General features: G+C 55.5%; 16 protein-coding genes, 1 tRNA gene and 1 pseudogene. 16 read left to right on the top strand and 2 right to left on the bottom strand.

The genetic code is table 11. From position 1 onward, the window contains the following. Positions 1 to 121: 121 nt before the first annotated feature. The 13 genes from AC2D8P_RS02030 (at position 122) to AC2D8P_RS02090 (ending at position 13,560) form a co-directional block, all read left to right on the top strand. A complete protein-coding gene (locus tag AC2D8P_RS02030) occupies positions 122 to 1,207 on the top strand; it encodes a polyamine ABC transporter substrate-binding protein (protein ID WP_484699997.1) in 1,086 nt (361 codons plus the stop codon). Positions 1,208 to 1,273: 66 nt separating this feature from the next. Then, positions 1,274 to 2,413, top strand: a complete 1,140-nt coding sequence (locus AC2D8P_RS02035; protein ID WP_484699999.1) for an ABC transporter ATP-binding protein — start codon at positions 1,274 to 1,276, stop codon at positions 2,411 to 2,413. A gap of 10 nt (positions 2,414 to 2,423) precedes the next feature. After that, a complete protein-coding gene (locus AC2D8P_RS02040) occupies positions 2,424 to 3,320 on the top strand; it encodes an ABC transporter permease subunit (RefSeq protein ID WP_484700001.1) in 897 nt (298 codons plus the stop codon). Then, a complete protein-coding gene (locus tag AC2D8P_RS02045; protein WP_484700002.1) occupies positions 3,317 to 4,132 on the top strand; it encodes an ABC transporter permease in 816 nt (271 codons plus the stop codon). The genes AC2D8P_RS02040 and AC2D8P_RS02045 overlap by 4 nt, the downstream gene beginning before the upstream one ends. Continuing rightward, positions 4,129 to 5,475: a glutamine synthetase family protein gene (locus AC2D8P_RS02050; protein WP_484700004.1), complete on the top strand. Its 1,347-nt coding sequence runs from the start codon at positions 4,129 to 4,131 to the stop codon at positions 5,473 to 5,475. The genes AC2D8P_RS02045 and AC2D8P_RS02050 overlap by 4 nt, the downstream gene beginning before the upstream one ends. A 3-nt stretch (positions 5,476 to 5,478) precedes the next feature. After that, the gene (locus tag AC2D8P_RS02055) at positions 5,479 to 6,822 is read left to right on the top strand and encodes an NAD(P)/FAD-dependent oxidoreductase (protein WP_484700006.1); all 1,344 of its coding nucleotides are present in this window, start codon (positions 5,479 to 5,481) and stop codon (positions 6,820 to 6,822) included. Position 6,823: 1 nt separating this feature from the next. Continuing rightward, a complete protein-coding gene (locus AC2D8P_RS02060) occupies positions 6,824 to 7,549 on the top strand; it encodes a type 1 glutamine amidotransferase (protein ID WP_484700008.1) in 726 nt (241 codons plus the stop codon). Between the two features lie 110 nt (positions 7,550 to 7,659). Further along, entirely contained in the window at positions 7,660 to 10,509 is a 2,850-nt protein-coding gene (locus AC2D8P_RS02065; protein WP_484700009.1) for a monovalent cation/H+ antiporter subunit A, read from the top strand. A gap of 3 nt (positions 10,510 to 10,512) precedes the next feature. Next, on the top strand, positions 10,513 to 10,881 hold the full coding sequence (locus AC2D8P_RS02070) for a Na+/H+ antiporter subunit C (protein ID WP_484700011.1): 369 nt from the start codon (positions 10,513 to 10,515) through the stop codon (positions 10,879 to 10,881). After that, a complete protein-coding gene (locus AC2D8P_RS02075; RefSeq protein ID WP_484700012.1) occupies positions 10,878 to 12,416 on the top strand; it encodes a monovalent cation/H+ antiporter subunit D in 1,539 nt (512 codons plus the stop codon). Before AC2D8P_RS02070 ends, AC2D8P_RS02075 begins: the two co-directional genes overlap by 4 nt. A 5-nt stretch (positions 12,417 to 12,421) precedes the next feature. Continuing rightward, a complete protein-coding gene (locus AC2D8P_RS02080; protein ID WP_484700584.1) occupies positions 12,422 to 12,913 on the top strand; it encodes a Na+/H+ antiporter subunit E in 492 nt (163 codons plus the stop codon). Further along, positions 12,910 to 13,179, top strand: a complete 270-nt coding sequence (locus AC2D8P_RS02085) for a K+/H+ antiporter subunit F (protein ID WP_484700013.1) — start codon at positions 12,910 to 12,912, stop codon at positions 13,177 to 13,179. Before AC2D8P_RS02080 ends, AC2D8P_RS02085 begins: the two co-directional genes overlap by 4 nt. Positions 13,180 to 13,188: 9 nt before the next feature. Next, entirely contained in the window at positions 13,189 to 13,560 is a 372-nt protein-coding gene (locus tag AC2D8P_RS02090; protein WP_484700014.1) for a Na+/H+ antiporter subunit G, read from the top strand. 15 nt (positions 13,561 to 13,575) lie between these two features. Here the strand turns inward: AC2D8P_RS02090 and AC2D8P_RS02095 are convergent, their stop codons facing one another. Together AC2D8P_RS02095 and AC2D8P_RS02100 are read right to left on the bottom strand one after the other, a co-directional pair. Next, the gene (locus tag AC2D8P_RS02095; RefSeq protein ID WP_484700016.1) at positions 13,576 to 14,478 is read right to left on the bottom strand and encodes a pirin family protein; all 903 of its coding nucleotides are present in this window, start codon (positions 14,476 to 14,478) and stop codon (positions 13,576 to 13,578) included. A 117-nt stretch (positions 14,479 to 14,595) separates the two neighbouring features. Continuing rightward, positions 14,596 to 15,891: an ATP-binding protein gene (locus tag AC2D8P_RS02100; protein WP_484700018.1), complete on the bottom strand. Its 1,296-nt coding sequence runs from the start codon at positions 15,889 to 15,891 to the stop codon at positions 14,596 to 14,598. A gap of 70 nt (positions 15,892 to 15,961) precedes the next feature. Between AC2D8P_RS02100 and AC2D8P_RS02105 the strand changes: the two genes are divergently transcribed. From AC2D8P_RS02105 to AC2D8P_RS02115, 3 genes and pseudogenes are all read left to right on the top strand, one after another. Next, positions 15,962 to 16,873: an MBL fold metallo-hydrolase gene (locus tag AC2D8P_RS02105; protein ID WP_484700020.1), complete on the top strand. Its 912-nt coding sequence runs from the start codon at positions 15,962 to 15,964 to the stop codon at positions 16,871 to 16,873. Positions 16,874 to 16,943: 70 nt separating this feature from the next. Continuing rightward, positions 16,944 to 17,018 (top strand) — tRNA-Asn (locus tag AC2D8P_RS02110). A gap of 426 nt (positions 17,019 to 17,444) precedes the next feature. Beyond that, positions 17,445 to 17,588, top strand: a pseudogene (locus AC2D8P_RS02115) (IS3 family transposase); the annotation flags it as partial. Positions 17,589 to 17,600: the final 12 nt, after the last annotated feature.

Here is a 17,600-nt window from a genome sequence, read left to right on the forward strand (position 1 = left end):
TAATTGGCAGCCTGATTTCACAGGGTTAGCGTGGATATTACAGATGGGCTTGTGCCGAATCAAATAATTTGATCAAATAATGCATCAAGACCACTCATCTTGACAATCAGGGAGAATATAAATGTTGAAAACGGTGACACCGCTGACACTGATTGCCGCGCTCACGGCATCGGTCGCAATGGCGGAAGAAGTACGCGTCTATAACTGGTCAGATTACATTGACGAGGACCTGCTGGAAAAGTTCGAGCAGGAAACCGGCTATGATCTGATTTACGACGTGTTCGATTCCAATGAAGTTCTGGAAACAAAAATGCTGGCTGGCAGCTCTGGCTATGATGTCGTAGTTCCGACCGCAGACTTTTTGCAGCGTCAGATCATGGCCGGCGCATTCCAACCTTTGGATTATTCCAAACTGGCAAACTCTGGCAATCTTTGGGAACTGATCAAGGATCGCACCGCCAGCTATGACGAAGGTAACGCACATGCCATCAACTATATGTGGGGCACCACTGGGTTGGGCGTGAATGTTGGCAAGGTTACGGAAATTCTGGGCGAAGATGCCCCGATCGATTCCCTTGATCTGGTTCTGAACCCCGCCAATATGGAAAAACTGGCTGATTGCGGTGTCTATTTCCTGGACGCTCCGACAGAGATCATCCCGGCAACCCTCGCCTATCTTGGCGAAGATCCGAATTCGCATGATCCCGACGTCATCGCAATGGCCGAAGAGCCTTTGTTGGCCGTTCGCCCCTATATCAAGAAATTCCACAGCTCTGAGTACATCAACGCTCTGGCCAATGGGGATATCTGCGTGGCTGTCGGCTGGTCCGGCGACGTTCTGCAGGCCCGCGACCGCGCTGATGAAGCGGAAAATGGCGTCGAAATTGCCTATAACTCGCCCAAAGAGGGCGCGCTGATGTGGTTTGACATGATGGCCATTCCAGTCGACGCCCCCAATCCCGAGGGCGCACATGCGTTCCTGGATTTCATTCTAGATGCCGAAAACATGGCAGCAGCGTCGAACTACGTATATTTCGCCAATGGTAACCTGGCATCGCAGGAATTCCTGGAAGAAGACGTAATCGGTGATCCGGCCATCTATCCGGACGATGCAACAATGGAAAATCTGTACACCGTTGATCCATACCCTGCCAAAGTTCAGCGCGCCCTTACGCGCATGTGGACCAAGGTTAAATCCGGCGTCTGATTTTCAGACACAAAGCACATCCCGCCCGGCACGTCGCCGGGCGGTCTTTTTCAAATGGAAAACATCATGGCTGACAACGCTAAAACTGGTGATTTTACTCCGTGGACTGATCCCGCGGCCAAACCACTGATCCGATTTGATAATGTTACCAAGAAATTCGGCAACTTTGTCGCAATCGATGCGATCAGCCTGAACATTTATGAGCGAGAGTTTTTCGCCCTTCTTGGCCCGTCCGGTTGCGGCAAAACCACATTGATGCGGATGCTCGCTGGGTTTGAAACTCCCACCGAGGGTGTGATCGAACTGGATGGCCAAAACATCGCCCCGATCCCGCCAAACAAGCGCGAAGTGAACATGATGTTCCAATCCTATGCGCTGTTTCCGCATCTTTCGATCTGGGACAATATCGCCTTCGGCCTGAAACGGTCCGCTATGCCAAAAGAGCAGATCCCCGAACGGGTTGAGGAGATGCTGCGCTTGACCCGGTTGGAAAAATTCGCCCGTCGCAAACCACATCAGATATCTGGTGGCCAACGGCAGCGTGTGGCGCTGGCACGATCCTTGGCGAAAGCACCGAAATTGTTGCTGCTTGATGAACCATTGGGCGCGCTGGACAAAAAGCTGCGCCAGGACACGCAGTTTGAACTGATGGACATTCAGGAAAAGACCGGCACCACCTTTGTGATCGTCACCCATGATCAGGAAGAGGCGATGACCGTCGCCAGCCGCATCGCCGTGATGGATCATGGACAACTGGTTCAGGTGGATACAGCTGACAAGATTTACGAAACGCCTAATTCTATCTATGTGGCTGATTTTATTGGCGACGTGAATATCATACAGGGCACCGTTAGCGCCACATCCGATACCGAAACACAGGTCGACTGGGCCGAGGGGCAGCCACCGCTGACCGCGCCCTCAACCACGCCGATATCACAGGGTCAGGGCTGCGCCTTGGCCATCCGACCGGAAAAGATCGCGATTGCCGCAGAACGCCCCGAAGGCCTGCGAAACATCGTGCAGGGCAAGGTGCTGGACATCGCCTATCTGGGCAATATGTCCACCTATCACGTTGAGCTGCCGACCGGGCATGTTGTGAAGGCCCAAACCGCCAATACACGGCGCATTTCACGTCGCAGCTTCACTTGGGATGACACCGTCTGGCTATCCTGGTCCGATACCGCCGGTATCGTGTTGCCAGCATGAGGATAGTGTCATGAACCTACGCCGCGCCTTCGTCATTTTGGCCCCATATCTGTGGCTTCTGGCCCTGTTTCTGATCCCGTTTGGGATCGTCTTCAAGATCAGCCTCTCTGATCTGGCCATCGCCCGCCCGCCCTATACACCAACGCTGGATATTTCAGGGGGTTGGGCCGCGATTCAGACGTTTTTCTCTGAGCTTGATTTTGAAAATTTCGTCTTCCTGACCACCGATGATCTGTATTGGAAGGCATATTTGTCCTCTCTGAGGATAGCGTTCACCTCGACAGTCCTGACTTTGCTGGTGGGTTATCCGATTGCCTACGCCATGTCGCGGGCCGCACCTGAATGGCGCCCAACCTTGATGATGCTGGTGATCCTGCCCTTCTGGACGAGCTTTCTGATCCGGGTTTATGCATGGATGGGGATTCTTAGCACCGAAGGGGTGCTTAACCAGTTCCTGATGTGGACCGGTATTATCTCTGACCCGTTGATCATCATGAACACAAATACCGCAGTCTATATCGGCATTGTTTACACCTATCTGCCGTTCATGATCCTGCCGATCTACGCATCGCTGGAAAAAATGGACGCCTCCTTAATCGAGGCCGCAGAGGATCTGGGCTGTTCGCGCTTTTCCGCCTTCTGGCTGGTGACCGTGCCGCTATCCAAGGCCGGCATCATCGCCGGGTGTTTTCTCGTATTTATTCCGGTGATCGGCGAATTCGTCATTCCGGCGCTGTTGGGCGGATCAGACACGCTGATGATCGGCAAGGTTCTGTGGGATGAGTTTTTCCGCAACCGCGATTGGCCGGTGGCCTCTGCCGTTGCGATCGTTCTGCTGATGATCCTTGTCATCCCGATTGTCCTGTTCCAACGCAACGAACAAAAACAAAGGGAGGCAGAGCAATGAAACGTTTCAGCTGGTTCAATGCCACGTCCCTGACACTTGGCATGGCATTCCTGTATCTGCCGATGCTGATCCTGATCGTCTACAGCTTTAACGAGTCAAAGCTGGTGACGGTTTGGGCCGGATTTTCGACCAAATGGTATGGCGAAATTTTCAGGAATGAGGCATTTCTCAGCGCCGCTTGGGTCACGCTAAAGGTTGCGGTGGTGTCCTCCACCATTGCCACAGTTCTGGGCACGATGGCCGCGCAGGTTCTGGTGCGCGCGGGTCGCTTCCCGGGGCGGACGCTCTTTTCCGGCATGATCTATGCACCACTGGTGATGCCAGAGGTGATCACAGGCCTATCCTTGCTCCTCCTATTCATCGCCATCGGGCTGGATCGCGGCGTATTCACCATCGTTCTTGCGCATACCACATTTTCGATGTGCTATGTTTCGGTCGTGGTCTCGTCACGCCTTTCCAGCTTTGATCAATCCTTGGAAGAGGCCGCGCTGGATCTTGGCTGCACACCTTTTGATGCGTTCAAAAGCGTAACCCTGCCAGTGATTGCCCCCGCGGTGATTTCTGGCTGGCTCTTGGCCTTCACCCTTTCGCTTGACGATCTGGTCATTGCATCCTTTGCGGCAGGCCCGTCCTCGACCACCCTACCGATCAAAATCTGGAGCTCGGTCCGACTGGGCGTCAGCCCCGAGATCAATGCTCTATCCACTATATTAATCGCCATCGTATCAACCGGCGTCATTTCTGCATCGCTCCTGTCCAAACGGGCGATGGTGCAAAGAGAACGCGAAGAGCGGCGAGCAGAACAAACATGACAAAATTTAAAACGGCCTGGGCCGATTATTGTAAAACGCATGGCGCGCCAGAGCGTATCGAACTGATGCTGTGTGACCTGAACGCCGTTTTGCGCGGCAAATGGTTGCCGGGCGAAGAGGTCGACAAACTGGTATCCGGCGATGTCCGCCTGCCCATGTCCACCTATGCCCCCAACATTCTGGGCTGGGAGGTCGAAGAAACCGGTCTGGGTATCATCGTTGGTGATCCTGATGGCTATATGGTGCCCGTCGCCTCCACCCTGCGGCGAGAACCCTGGGCAGAGGGTAACATTGCCCAAGTCATGGTCGAAATGACCGATGAGGACGACGTCATCAGCGATCTGTCCACCAGACAGGTGCTGAAAAAGGTTGTGGATCGGATGGCGGCTGACGGTCTTTACCCGATCGTCGCGACCGAGTTGGAATTCTACATCATCAAGAAAAGAGAGGATTCCAGCGACGCGCCAGAGCCACCTGATCGCCTGCCAGAGGCGCAGAACTATGATCTGGAAGTCCTGTCGCGCAAAGGCGACATTCTGACAGACATCCTATCTGCCGCTGATGATCTGGGCCTGGCAACTGATACGCTGATCGCTGAATACGGCCCCGGTCAGTTCGAGGTCAATTTTAACCACACTTCAGATGTTCTGGACGCCGCCGATACCGCACTAATGTTCCGACGTCTGGTTCGCCATGTGGTCGACAGCCATGGGTATGAGGCCACATTCATGGCCAAACCCTATGCCGAACACCCCGGCAACGGTATGCATGTCCATGCCTCTTTGGTGAATGAAAACGGGAAAAATATCTTTGCCGCGCAGGATGACGAGGACGTGTCAGATCGTTTGAAATCCGCCGTTGCAGGAACGCTCACGACGATGCATGACCTGCAGGCGATCTTTGCACCGCATCTGAATTCCTATCGTCGCTTTCAGCCGATGAGCTTTGCGCCGACCACCCCGGATTGGGGCTTTGACAACCGCTCTGCATCTGTCAGATTGCCAGAAACCCACGGACCCGGTGCGCGTCTGGAACATCGTATCTGCGGCGCTGACGTGAACCCGTATCTGGCACTCGCCGCCATCCTGGGCGGCATGCATCACGGGTTGAAAAAAGCGCTCATGCCCCCCGCCCCGCTGGATGATCCGGCCTATGAGGCGCCTGAAACTCTTAGCCATGACTGGATCTATGCCGTCGATCGCTTTGAAAAGGCCGCGATAACTGAAGAGATTTTTGGGCCGTCGTTTCGCGATCTCTACGTCGCCGTACGCCGGAATGAGATTTCCGAATTGACCACTGTTATCAGCCCGATAGAATACAGTGCCTATCTTTCCCGACTATGAGCCATGAAACGTATTTATGAACCCTATGCCTATGGTGATGAGCCGAATGCCGAAAACTTCTGGCAGACAACCGTTGGCGATCTGCCGGACGATCCCGTGGCCACAGGTTCACTGTCTTGCGATTTTGCCGTTATTGGCGCGGGGTATACCGGGCTGAACGCGGCGATAGAGCTGGCGCAGAACGGCGCGGACGTCTGTATTTTCGATGCCAAGTCTGTCGGTTGGGGCGCCTCCGGGCGCAACGGCGGCTTTGCCTGCCATGGCGGTGACAAGCGCAGCCGTCAAGGCCTGCTTCGCCAACACGGGCCAGATGAGATCGCAATCTATCGCAAGGCCCAACGCGCCGCCATCGATCAGGTGGCCGACAACCTGTCAGAATTTCAAATCGATGCGGATCGACATTCAGACGGCGAAACAACTTTGGCGCATCGCCCAACAGACCTTGCCGGATTGCAGGAAGAGGCAGATGCCTTCACCCATGATTACGGGCTTTCTGCATCTGTGTTGCCAAAGGATGCACTTTCGGATCATGGACTGGCCGGTCTCGAATTTCACGGCGCCATGACAATCCCGATCGGTTTCGCGTTAAACCCAATCAAATATGTTCTGGGCCTGGCACGGGCCGCCCGCGAGCTGGGGGTGAGGATATACGCGCAATCCCCGGTCCAATCCGCCGGGCACGACGGCCAGATGTGGCAACTGCAAACCCCCAATGCCAACATAACCGCCAAAAACTTTCTACTGGCAACCAATGGATACAGTTCGGATGATTTGCCGCGTTGGATGTCAGGTCGCTACCTGCCTGTTCAATCCAATATCCTGCTAACCCGACCACTGACAGAGGGCGAACTGGCGGATCAGGGTTACACCTCTGCCCAGATGTGTTGCGACACCCGCAACCTGTTGCATTATTTCCGCCTGATGCCTGATAGGCGCATGTTGTTTGGACTACGCGGTGCGTTGAAAACGACAGAACAATCGCAGCGCGCCATGCGGGCGCAGGCCCGACATGATTTCGACCGGATGTTTCCGGCGTGGCGCCATGTAGAAACCCCGCATTTCTGGTCAGGCTTACTGTGTTTCAACCGCTCGCTCACGCCTTTTACGGGTCCATTGGGCAACCTGAAAAACGCGTGGGGCGCCTTTGGGTTTCATGGCAATGGCGTGGCGATGGGAACCTATGCCGGTCGGATGATGGCTGAACAGGCATTGGGTCGGCAAAACGGTCGCCCTTGTCCCGACTTCATACGGGCCACACCGCGAAAATTTGAACTTGGGCGGTTCAGACGCCATGTTCTGCGCCCAGCTTATGCCCTATATAACCTGAAAGACAAAACTGGTTCGTAATATGTCAGAGCAAAGAAGATTCATCGGCGTGCTTGAAACTGGCAGACCCCCAGAGAGCCTGTCAAACGAATACCCCGACTATCCAACCATGGTTGCCGATTGGTTGTCACCCGTTGAGGCTGATTTTAAGTTTTTCGCAGCGCTGGATGGCGAATTACCCGCATCCCCCGCCGAATGCGACCTTTGGGTCATCACCGGATCGCGTTTCGGCGTGTACGAGGATCATCCGTGGATCCCCCCGATAGAGGATTTCGTCCGGGCTTGCCATTCGTCCGGTCGCCCCATGGTCGGGATTTGTTTTGGCCACCAGCTGATTGCCCAGGCCCTGGGTGGTGTTGTCGGCAAATCAGACAAAGGCTGGGGGCTTGGCGTCACCAGCTATCCCGCCCAAAACTGGCCAGAGGAACTGGGTCATGCCGAACCCAGCTTGGACATTCAGGCCTATCATCAGGATCAGGTCGAAACCGCCCCGCTCGGCGCGCAGGTCATTTCTTCCACCGAATTCTGTCCGATCTCGGCGCTCTGGTATCCGGGGTTTGCCATCACGGTTCAGGGGCATCCAGAATTTAAAAGCGATTACTTTCAGGCCCTGATGGGGGTGCGCCGTGGTGGTACGGTAACCGACGAACAGGCCGACGCAGCGCTGGAAACTCAGTCCCGACCGATCAATCCAGAATGGTTGGCAGACACGGTTCGCACGGTATTTCTAAGCGATCGCAAAGGATGATACCCGGTTCTTGACGCTTATATCGGGTGAACCGTCGCCTTTTGTTTGAAGCCCACGCGTATATCTGTAAAACTGCCTTAAACATAAAATACGCGTAACAGGGAAAACGAGTGTCGTTATTTTTAATCGTTATCCTGCCATTTGCAGGAGCACTGATTCCGGGCCTCATGATCCGGGCGGGCCGAAACGCTTGCGCCACCATGACGGCCGCCTTTACAGCCATGGCCTTGCTGGGGTTGTTAATCAATGCCCCCGCCGTAATGCGCGGCGAGGTTTTGACCGCGCGTATTGAATGGGTGCCATCGCTCGGGCTGAATGCGAATTTCTTTCTGGATGGTCTGGGCCTTCTCTTTGCCGGGTTGATCCTGGGCATTGGCCTGCTGATCATCATCTATGCGCGATTTTATCTGACCCGCGATGATCCCATGGGGCAGTTCTATACCTATCTGCTGCTGTTTCAGGGCGCGATGGTTGGGATCGTTCTATCCGATAATATCCTGCTATTGCTGGTGTTTTGGGAACTGACCTCCCTCTCTTCATTCCTACTCATCGGATATTGGAAACACCTGCCAGAGGGGCGCCAGGGCGCCCGCATGGCATTGACCGTCACTGGCATGGGCGGTCTAGCAATGATCGGTGGCATGCTGATCCTGGGCAATATCGCCGGCAGTTATGACCTGACCGTGATCCTGACGCAGAAAGAGGCGATCCAGGCCGATCCCCTCTATTTCCCGGCCTTGCTGTTGATCCTTGGCGGCTGCTTCACCAAATCCGCGCAGTTCCCGTTCCACTTCTGGCTGCCGCATGCCATGGCCGCCCCGACGCCGGTATCGGCCTATCTGCATTCCGCCACGATGGTAAAGGCCGGGCTGTTCCTGATGGCGCGCATGTGGCCGGTTCTGTCTGGCACGCCTGAATGGTTCTATATCGTCTCAACCGCAGGTCTCATAACCATGGTTCTGGGGGCCTCAATCGCGCTCTTTAAGGATGATCTGAAGGCGCTTTTGGCCTTTTCCACGGTCAGCCATCTGGGCCTGATCACCATGCTTCTGGGTTTTGGGACAAAGGCCGCAGCCATCGCTGCGGTGTTTCACATCATCAACCATGCGAGCTTCAAGGCCGCGCTCTTTATGACCGCCGGCATTGTCGATCACGAGGTTCACACCCGCGATGCGCGCCGGTTGGGCGGGTTGCGCACCTTGATGCCCATCACCTTTACCATTGCCACGATTACCGCATTATCCATGGCGGGCATTCCGTTCCTGAACGGGTTCTTGTCTAAGGAAATGATGCTGGAAGAGGCCTCCCACACCGTCTGGGCAGGCAATCACTGGCTGGTTCCAGCCTTGGCGACGCTGGGCGCTTTGCTGTCAGTGGCCTATTCGTTCCGCTATATCGTTCACGTCTTCTTGGGGCCGGTGCGCGATGATTATCCTTCAAAACCGCATGATCCCGGTTTTGGCATGTGGGCGGGTCCGGCACTTCTAGCGGTCATCGTGATCATCATCGGCGTCTACCCCGTTATTGTAGAAAACTTCGTCAATGTCGTGTCCACCGCCGTGATTGGCAAAGACCCGCACGCCCATCTGAAAATCTGGCATGGGGTCACACCTGCCCTGATGATGTCTGCCATCGCTGTTTTTGGCGGCGCAATATTGCTTTCGATGCAACGCAGCCTTGCAACGGTGTGGGACGCCGCCCCACGACCAGAGGCCAAACAAATATTCGATGCCGTGATCAGTATCGTCACCCGCCTGTGCAACCGCTTTACCGATGATCTGCACAATGGCGCGATTTCCCGATACGCGATCATCTTCGTCGTCACTGTGACCGTGCTTAGCTGGCACGCTTATTCCAGTGGCACATTGGGCGAACCCACCCGCACCCTCAGCGCGGTAGCGCCGATTGCCTATGTCGGGTGGATATTGCTGTCGGTGGCGACATTGGGATTGTTGTGGTTCCACCGCAATCGCCTTTTGGCGCTTGTTCTGATGGGGGTGATCGGCCTGATCGTGTCGATCTCTTTCAACCATCTGTCAGCCCCCGATCTGGCCCTGACCCAATTGTCGGTTGAGGTGGTCACTATTATCCTGCTGCTTCTCGCCCTGAATTTCCTGCCCGAAAGCTCACCCGTGGACAGCAGTGGTTCCAGCCGGGTTCGTGACGTGATCGTTTCTGTCATTGCCGGGATCGGTACGGGTGGTCTGATTTACATCTTGATGATGCGTGATTTCGCGGCGGACACCATATCAGCATTTCACCTGACCAACTCTTACAAAGGCGGTGGTGGCGACAACGTCGTCAACGTGATCCTGGTGGATTTCAGGGGATATGACACCTTTGGCGAAATCATCGTGCTGGGGATCGCCGCAATTGTGATCTACGCCGTGACCGAGGCCCTGCTAAACAGCCCGGTTCGCAAAACGCTGCTGAACCGCAAGCCCGCGCATTTGCTGTCGGGCGATGCCCACCCAATGATGATGGTCATTGGCACCCGGGTTCTGATGCCCATCGCCCTGACCGTCGCGGTCTATATCTTCCTGCGCGGGCACAATGATCCAGGTGGCGGGTTTATTGCTGGTCTGGTCGCCGCAATCGCGCTGGTCATGCAATATATGGCGTCGGGCTTTGAATGGGCTGCAGATCGTCAGCGCTACCCCTATCATGGCATCATCGCCACCGGTGTTTTGCTGGCGGCCTTTACCGGGATTGGCGCCTGGTTTGCGGATCGGCCCTTCCTGACCAGCGACTTTGGCTATTTCAAACTGCCACTCTTGGAAGAGTTCGAATTGGCCACCGCGATGGGCTTTGACGCTGGCGTCTTCCTGGCTGTGGTCGGGGCCGTCATGCTGGCGTTGGAGAGTATTTCCAAGATGGCCTATCGCAGCGGAGATGAGGCAAGCCCCTATCCGATGGATATCAACCCGTCCCGCGAGGACCAAGTGGCAGAGGAGGGCTGAACCATGGAATTGCTCGTCGCAAGCGCAATTGGCCTTTTGACCGCCGCTGGTGTGTATCTGGTCCTGCGCAAACGGACCTTCCCGGTTATTCTGGGCCTGTCACTGCTGTCATATTCGGTGAACGTGTTCCTGTTTGCATCAGGTCGGCTGGCCGTGAACCTTCCCCCGATTTTACAGGACCACTACAAGATCAACCCGGCCGATTACACAGATCCCCTGCCCCAGGCGCTGGTTTTGACGGCGATTGTGATTTCCTTTGGCATGACCGCCGTGATCGTGATGGTGTCGATCAGCGCCTATCTGTCGTCCAGAACCGATCATGTCGACATGGCGGTCACTGCCGATGATACGACGCCGGAGAATAATTCATGAACCATTGGCTGATTGTTCCTGTCGTCCTTCCGGCGATCCTGGCGGCACTGACGGTTTTGATGTTCCGCCACCACCTGCTGCTGCAACGGGTGTTCAGCCTTGCAGGGACCATTGCATTGGTCCTGATCTCGGTCGGGCTGATGCTGCGCGCCAACAGCGGCACGATCGAGGTGTACGAGCTGGGCAACTGGCCCGCGCCCTTTGGGATCGTCCTGGTCCTGGACAGGCTGGCGGCGATGATGCTGGTCCTGACCACGGTACTGGCGTTTCTGGTACAGCTTTACGCCATTGGGTCTGGCTGGGACGGCCGGGGCAAACATTTCCATGCCCTGTTTCAGTTTCAACTGATGGGCGTTCTGGGGGCGTTTCTGACCGGTGACGCCTTTAACCTATTCGTGTTTTTCGAGGTCCTTTTGATCGCCTCCTACGGGCTGATGATCCATTCGGGTGGGGCCCGGCGGATGCGGGCTGGCACCCAATATGTGATCTATAACCTCTTGGGTTCGACGCTGTTCCTGTTTGCATTGGGCACGATCTATTCCGTCACTGGCACGCTTAACATGGCCGACCTGTCGATAAAGGTTGCGGAACTGGGCCCCGATCACAACGCGCTGATCCGGGTGGCCTCTGTCATGCTGCTCTTGGTGTTCTGCGTCAAAGCGGCGCTTTTGCCGCTGCATTTCTGGTTGCCGGAAAGCTACGCCAACGCCTCGGCCCCTGTGGCGGCCCTGTTTGCGATCATGACCAAAGTCGGCGCCTATTCGATCATCCGCATGTACACGCTGGTGTTTCCGCCGGAACTGGACAGCATTGCTGGCAGTTTCGATGTCTGGTTGTTACCTGCCGCTTTGCTGACCCTCGGCTTCGGTATGATCGGTGTATTGGGGGCCAATAGTCTGGCGCGACTGGTCGCCTTTGCAGCCATCGGATCTATGGGCACGCTTTTGATCGCCATATCGCTGTTCACCCCGCAAGCGACCACGGCGGCGCTTTATTACATGTTGCATTCTACCTTTGCCACGGCGGCGCTGTTTGTGATTGTCGATGTCACCCGCAGTGGCCGCGGTGAAACCGACGACAACATCGTGTCTGCCCCGCCCATACCGCAAAACGGGCTGATTGCGTCGATCTTCTTTGCCGCTGCGATCGGCATGTCCGGAATGCCACCGCTATCGGGTTTCCTGGGCAAATTGCTGGTTCTGGATGCCAGCCGTGACGCCGCATCCATGGGCATCATCTGGGCAGTCATCCTGATTTCGTCCCTGATTGCAATCATGGGATTTGCCCGGGCCGGCACCATCGTGTTCTGGAAAGTCAGCGACCCCGATCCAGAGGCTGACCCCACACCCCCGGCCTCTGGCCTGTCGCTTGTGTCCGGCTTTGCCATCCTCACACCGCTGGTCATTCTGACCATCTTTGCCGGACCAATCACGGATTACCTGTCCGGCACCTCGGATCAGCTGTATCATCCTGAACTGTATAACAATGCGGTCCTAAGCAACGCAGCGCCCCAGATCGATGGAGGCCATGAATGAAACAGATGCCCAGACGGCTTGTTCCGCACCCTGTGATGACTGTCCTTCTGACCGTTACCTGGCTCGCGCTGGTCAACCGGTTTTCGCTGAACTCGCTGCTTTTTGGCTTGATCCTGGGTCTGGTCATTCCCTTTATAACCGCGCCCTATTGGCCCAGTCGGCCACGGCTGAGAAACCCGAAAATGATCGTTGAATACATCCTGATCGTGATCTGGGATATTCTGGTTGCCAATGTGCAGGTCGCGATGATCGTTCTGTTCAAACCCAATGACCAAATCCAATCGCACTGGATCGACATTCCGTTGGATGTCAAACGGCCAGAGGCAATCACCGCGCTGGCCAGTACGATCACACTGACCCCAGGCACCGTGTCTGCTGACTTGTCGTCGGGCGGCCATACCCTGCTGGTCCACTGCCTGCATACCGAAGATCCTGATGGTGTGCGTGAGGAGATCAAATCTCGATACGAACGCCGCCTGATGGAGATTTTCGAATGATGACACTGGCTATCACCTTCGCCATGGGATGTTTTGGCATCGGCCTGTTGTGCTGTCTGGTGCGTGTGGTCAAGGGCCCGCATATGGGCGACCGGGTTCTGGCGCTTGATACCATGGTGATCAATGCAATCGCACTGATGTTGCTGTTTGGCATTCTACATGGGACAGAGGTTTACTTTGAATCCGTCGTTATCATTGCCATGCTGGGCTTTGTCTCTACCGTCGCTTATGCGCGTTTCATGCTGCGCGGCAATATTATTGAATAGGAACCAGAGATGCTGGGCGAAATTCTGATATCCGTATTCCTCGTTGTCGGTGGTCTCTTTGGTCTGACCGGGTCTTATGGTTTGTTGAAACTAGACAACCCAATGGCGCGCCTTCATGCCCCGACCAAGGCCTCGACACTTGGCGTCGGCAGCGTGCTTGTCGCCTCTGTCCTGTATGACCTCTTTGTTGTGGATGTCATATCGGTGCATGAAGTTCTGATCATCATCTTCTTGTTTATGACCGCCCCGATTGCGGCATTGTTCATCTCCAAAACGCACCTGCATCAGAATGTCGACCCGGCAGAGCTGCCTTCTGCTGGTGAGGACCCCCGTTGGGCCCATGTCGATGAACCCGAAGATCCGGAACAACAAGACGCCTGATAGGCCCGCAATCCGTTACTTTATGAAATTACCAGTCTGCAGGTCACGCATCGCCTGATGCAGCTCTGCCTTCGTGTTCATGACAATTGGGCCATGCCACGCCACCGGTTCACGCAAAGGCGCGCCAGATATCAACAAAAACCGCACACCGTCAGGGCCCGCCTGCACGGTGACCTCATCGCCTGTGTCAAATCGGATCAGCGTCCGGTTGCCTGACATGTCTCGCAGGTTCAATTCTTGCCCGGCAAACTCCTTTTCCACCAGAACCCCAACCGGCGCCGACGCATCCCGAAAATTAGCGGTCCCGTCAAACACATAGGCAAAGGCATGGCGATACGTGTCGACCTTGAAGGTCTTCCGCACGCCCGCAGGCACATAGATATCCAGATATTGCGGATCAGCGGCGATGCCATCGACCGGACCACGCTGACCCCAAAATTCCCCGATAATCACCTTCACCCGGGTGCCATCATCATCAATGATCTCCGGGATGTCTTTACCTTCCACGTCCTGATAGCGCGGCGCTGTCATCTTCAGACTGGCTGGCAGGTTGGCCCACAGTTGAAACCCATGCATTTGCCCCTTGGCATTCCCATTGGGCATCTCCTGATGCATGATACCTGACCCGGCAGTCATCCACTGAACATCCCCGGCCCCCAACGTGCCGGTATTGCCCAGACTGTCGCCATGATCGACCGTGCCATCCAAAACATAGGTGATGGTTTCGATCCCGCGATGCGGATGCCATGGGAAACCGGCCATGAAATCTTCGGGCCGATCATTGCGAAAATCATCAAACAGCAGGAATGGATCAAAAAGTTCTGGCTCGCCAAAGCCAAAGGCGCGGTGCAGTTTGACACAAGCCCCCTCCATCGTTGGTTGGGCCAGGGTTTCGGCAGCGATTGGTCTAAAGGACATGGTCATCTCCATTTCTGTCCTCATTATATAGTCTGACCGGCAGGCGCGTTACACATTCGTGTCAGCACGGTATCTGTGCCCGGATGCACAACAGGTGTGCTGTCTGAGGTCGCAAACTCAGTACGCCAGACGCAACTCCGCCCGCAGCCCGCCCAGTTTGTCGCTGTCACCCAGTATCAAATCTCCGCCGTGACCCCTGGCGATATCGGCGGCAATGGACAACCCCAATCCAACGCCAGAGCCCTTGTTCTGATTGCGTGCCTCTTCCAGCCGGGCGAAGGGCTTTAACGCCTCATCGCGTTGGTCTGCCGGAATGCCTGGGCCATCATCCTCGACAATGAATCTGACCGAACGACTGGTCACGACCACGCTCAACTCCGCCCGCGCGCCATAACGCACCGAATTTCCGATCAGATTGTCCAAGGCCCGGATAACGGCCGTACGCCGCATCTGAACAGGGTCATCCTGCCCCACCACATTGCCCATCACGACATTCTTTTGCGCCCGCTGCGCCTCTTCCACCGCATGATGGGCGAGCGTGATAGGGGCCACATCTTCAATCTCGTCCATGGCATCACCGCGCACAAAGTTGAGAAACCCGTTTAACAGCGCCTCCATCTCATCAATGTCGCGGCGAAGGGCATCGATCTCCTCGCCCTCATCCATGACCGACAGCCCTAGCCGCAACCGTGTCAACGGTGTCCGCAGATCATGACTGACGCCTGATAACATCAGGGTGCGCTGTTCAATCTGCCGCTCTATCCGCGCCCGCATTTCCAGAAAGGACCGCCCCGCCGCCCGCACCTCAGTTGCCCCGGACGGGTGATAGGGCAGCGTCTGCCCCTTGCCAAAGGCTTCTGCCGTGCGGGCCAGCCGCCGGATCGGACGCAGCTGATTGCGCAAAAACAGATAAGCAATCGCTGTCATGAACACGCCGGTGGCGATCATCAGAACCAGCAACTGATGCGGGTTCTTGGCCGAAACACGGCGGCGCGGAAACTCGATCGCCAAAGATCCATGTTGCGTGGCAATACCAAAACGAACTGCCTTGTCATCTGTCATCAGATCAATGCCACCCACGCCCAGCAACCCCTGACGTAAGGTTTCAATGATCACACGGCCCGACAAATCATAAACCATCCGCGTGTCATCATCTGGAACGGGCTGATCAAACCCGGCCTGAATCGCCATCGGAACCGCAATCTGTTCCAAAACCTGATCAGCATCCTGCCGGGTCGGCGCATCTGCAATCTCATCCAGCAGAAACCGCAGCTCAAACAAAACGTTCTGCGTCATCTGCTGTGTTACGTCTTCGTAAAGCCTTTGGATGAATACGACAGACACCACCAACTGGATGGTGACAATCGGCATGATCAGGATCAGCGCCGCCCGGCCATATAGGCTCCGGGGCATAAATATCTTGAGCCAGTTGAAATTCATGTCAGAAACGTAACTTGGGAATGATCATTCGAAAAGCAGGAACATGACCAAGGCACAGACACAACCCATCGCGGGCATTGCGCAGGAAGTTATTGCAGGCATTCGTTGCCTTCTGGCACCTAACCCAGCCCCGATGACCTATTGGGGCACCAATACATTTCTGCTGGGAACCGATCCTGTGGTCGTGGTGGATCCTGGCCCAGACATGGATGCGCATCTAAGCGCCATATTGGCAGCCACCCAAGGCGCCAGGATAGAGGCGATCCTGATCACCCACAGCCACAAGGATCACTCCCCCCTGGCCCCACGCCTGTCCAAACTCAGCGGGGCACCGATCATGGCCTATGGCAACAGCACCTCGGGCCGTGCCCCGCATATGGCCGAACTGGCCCGCATCACCGATATCGGCGGCGGCGAAGGGATCGATACCGATTTCTCACCGGATCAGATACTGGCCGATTCTGCACAGTTGAACTTCGGGTGTGGTCAGATAGAGGCGCTCTGGACCCCAGGCCATTTTGGCAATCACATGTGCTTTGCCCTGGACCACGCCTTGATTTCCGGCGATCTGGTCATGGGGTGGGCCAGTTCTCTCGTCTCCCCCCCAGATGGCGATCTGTCCCATTTCATGGCCTCTTGCGAGCGCTTGCTGACGCGCTCCGAAACGCTCTACCTGCCTGGTCACGGCGCCATGATCGAGAACGGCAAAGACCGCGCCGAATGGCTTCTGGATCATCGCAGGTCGCGCGGCACGCAGATATTGGACGCCCTGTCAGAGACCCCGCTCAGCGCCAAAGACATCGCCGATCGCATCTACACCGACACGCCAGAACGCCTGATGCCCGCCGCTGCCCGTAATGTCTTTGCCCACCTGATCGACCTGTGGGCCAAGGATCACGTCACCTGCACAGACACCCCCACCCCAACCAGTAAATTCAAAATAACCGAAGGGTGAATTTTCCCGAAAAATTCTGCCAAATCCCTCTGGACGCGGCAGCATAGCCCGGTTATATCAGCCCCCGTGTTCCGGCGTAGCTCAGCGGTAGAGCAGTTGACTGTTAATCAATTGGTCGTAGGTTCGATCCCTACCGCCGGAGCCAAATCATCATTATAATTCAATTCCTTACAGATTTTCGATAATTGGCGATTTTTCTCATTTTGATTTACGGAAGCACTACGTAAGCAGTACGACAACGATTCCAAGTGTGATATTCAAGCAATAGAGGACTTTGCCGAACACTTAGGCAACCATTCTACTAACAGTCTTCAAAAGATAGTCCGAGAAACTATATCGATTAGTGTTGAACGCGTTGCATGCAAGCTAGGAAGTGGACATCCGCTGCAAGCACACAATGCATTTGTAAGTCTCTGCAAGCAGACATCGGAATATCTTGGCGACGGCTTCTTTCAGATTATCGGTCAAGATTGTTTTCCCGAGAAAAGCCAACATTTTGCCATCAGATCGAACGCCATTGATACGGTACTAACGCATTTTCGCCGCGCCACTCTTCGACGATCGCATCTTCGTCAGACCGCACTCGTCATTAGGAAACAAAACACCTGCCGAAGCGCGCCGAGCGCTTGAGCAACTTGAGGGCTCCGCGCACGACGCGCTTGCCCAAACTGAAACCGAGGAATATGAAATCCAAACCCGCAAACTCTCGTTATGAATGAGGGAGCCT

Source organism: Roseovarius sp. YIN77 (assembly GCF_057219155.1).

Bases quoted from the DNA above. Each gene is read 5' to 3' on its own strand.
- AC2D8P_RS02055 (WP_484700006.1), top strand. From the start codon at position 5,479: ATGAAACGTATTTATGAACCCTATGCCTATGGTGATGAGCCGAATGCC.
- AC2D8P_RS02050 (WP_484700004.1), top strand. From the start codon at position 4,129: ATGACAAAATTTAAAACGGCCTGGGCCGATTATTGTAAAACGCATGGC.
- AC2D8P_RS02090 (WP_484700014.1), top strand. From the start codon at position 13,189: ATGCTGGGCGAAATTCTGATATCCGTATTCCTCGTTGTCGGTGGTCTC.
- AC2D8P_RS02100 (WP_484700018.1), bottom strand. From the start codon at position 15,891: ATGCCCCGGAGCCTATATGGCCGGGCGGCGCTGATCCTGATCATGCCG.
- AC2D8P_RS02105 (WP_484700020.1), top strand. From the start codon at position 15,962: ATGACCAAGGCACAGACACAACCCATCGCGGGCATTGCGCAGGAAGTT.
- AC2D8P_RS02040 (WP_484700001.1), top strand. From the start codon at position 2,424: ATGAACCTACGCCGCGCCTTCGTCATTTTGGCCCCATATCTGTGGCTT.
- AC2D8P_RS02035 (WP_484699999.1), top strand. From the start codon at position 1,274: ATGGCTGACAACGCTAAAACTGGTGATTTTACTCCGTGGACTGATCCC.
- AC2D8P_RS02095 (WP_484700016.1), bottom strand. From the start codon at position 14,478: ATGTCCTTTAGACCAATCGCTGCCGAAACCCTGGCCCAACCAACGATG.
- AC2D8P_RS02045 (WP_484700002.1), top strand. From the start codon at position 3,317: ATGAAACGTTTCAGCTGGTTCAATGCCACGTCCCTGACACTTGGCATG.
- AC2D8P_RS02075 (WP_484700012.1), top strand. From the start codon at position 10,878: ATGAACCATTGGCTGATTGTTCCTGTCGTCCTTCCGGCGATCCTGGCG.
- AC2D8P_RS02030 (WP_484699997.1), top strand. From the start codon at position 122: ATGTTGAAAACGGTGACACCGCTGACACTGATTGCCGCGCTCACGGCA.
- AC2D8P_RS02080 (WP_484700584.1), top strand. From the start codon at position 12,422: ATGCCCAGACGGCTTGTTCCGCACCCTGTGATGACTGTCCTTCTGACC.
- AC2D8P_RS02070 (WP_484700011.1), top strand. From the start codon at position 10,513: ATGGAATTGCTCGTCGCAAGCGCAATTGGCCTTTTGACCGCCGCTGGT.
- AC2D8P_RS02060 (WP_484700008.1), top strand. From the start codon at position 6,824: ATGTCAGAGCAAAGAAGATTCATCGGCGTGCTTGAAACTGGCAGACCC.
- AC2D8P_RS02085 (WP_484700013.1), top strand. From the start codon at position 12,910: ATGATGACACTGGCTATCACCTTCGCCATGGGATGTTTTGGCATCGGC.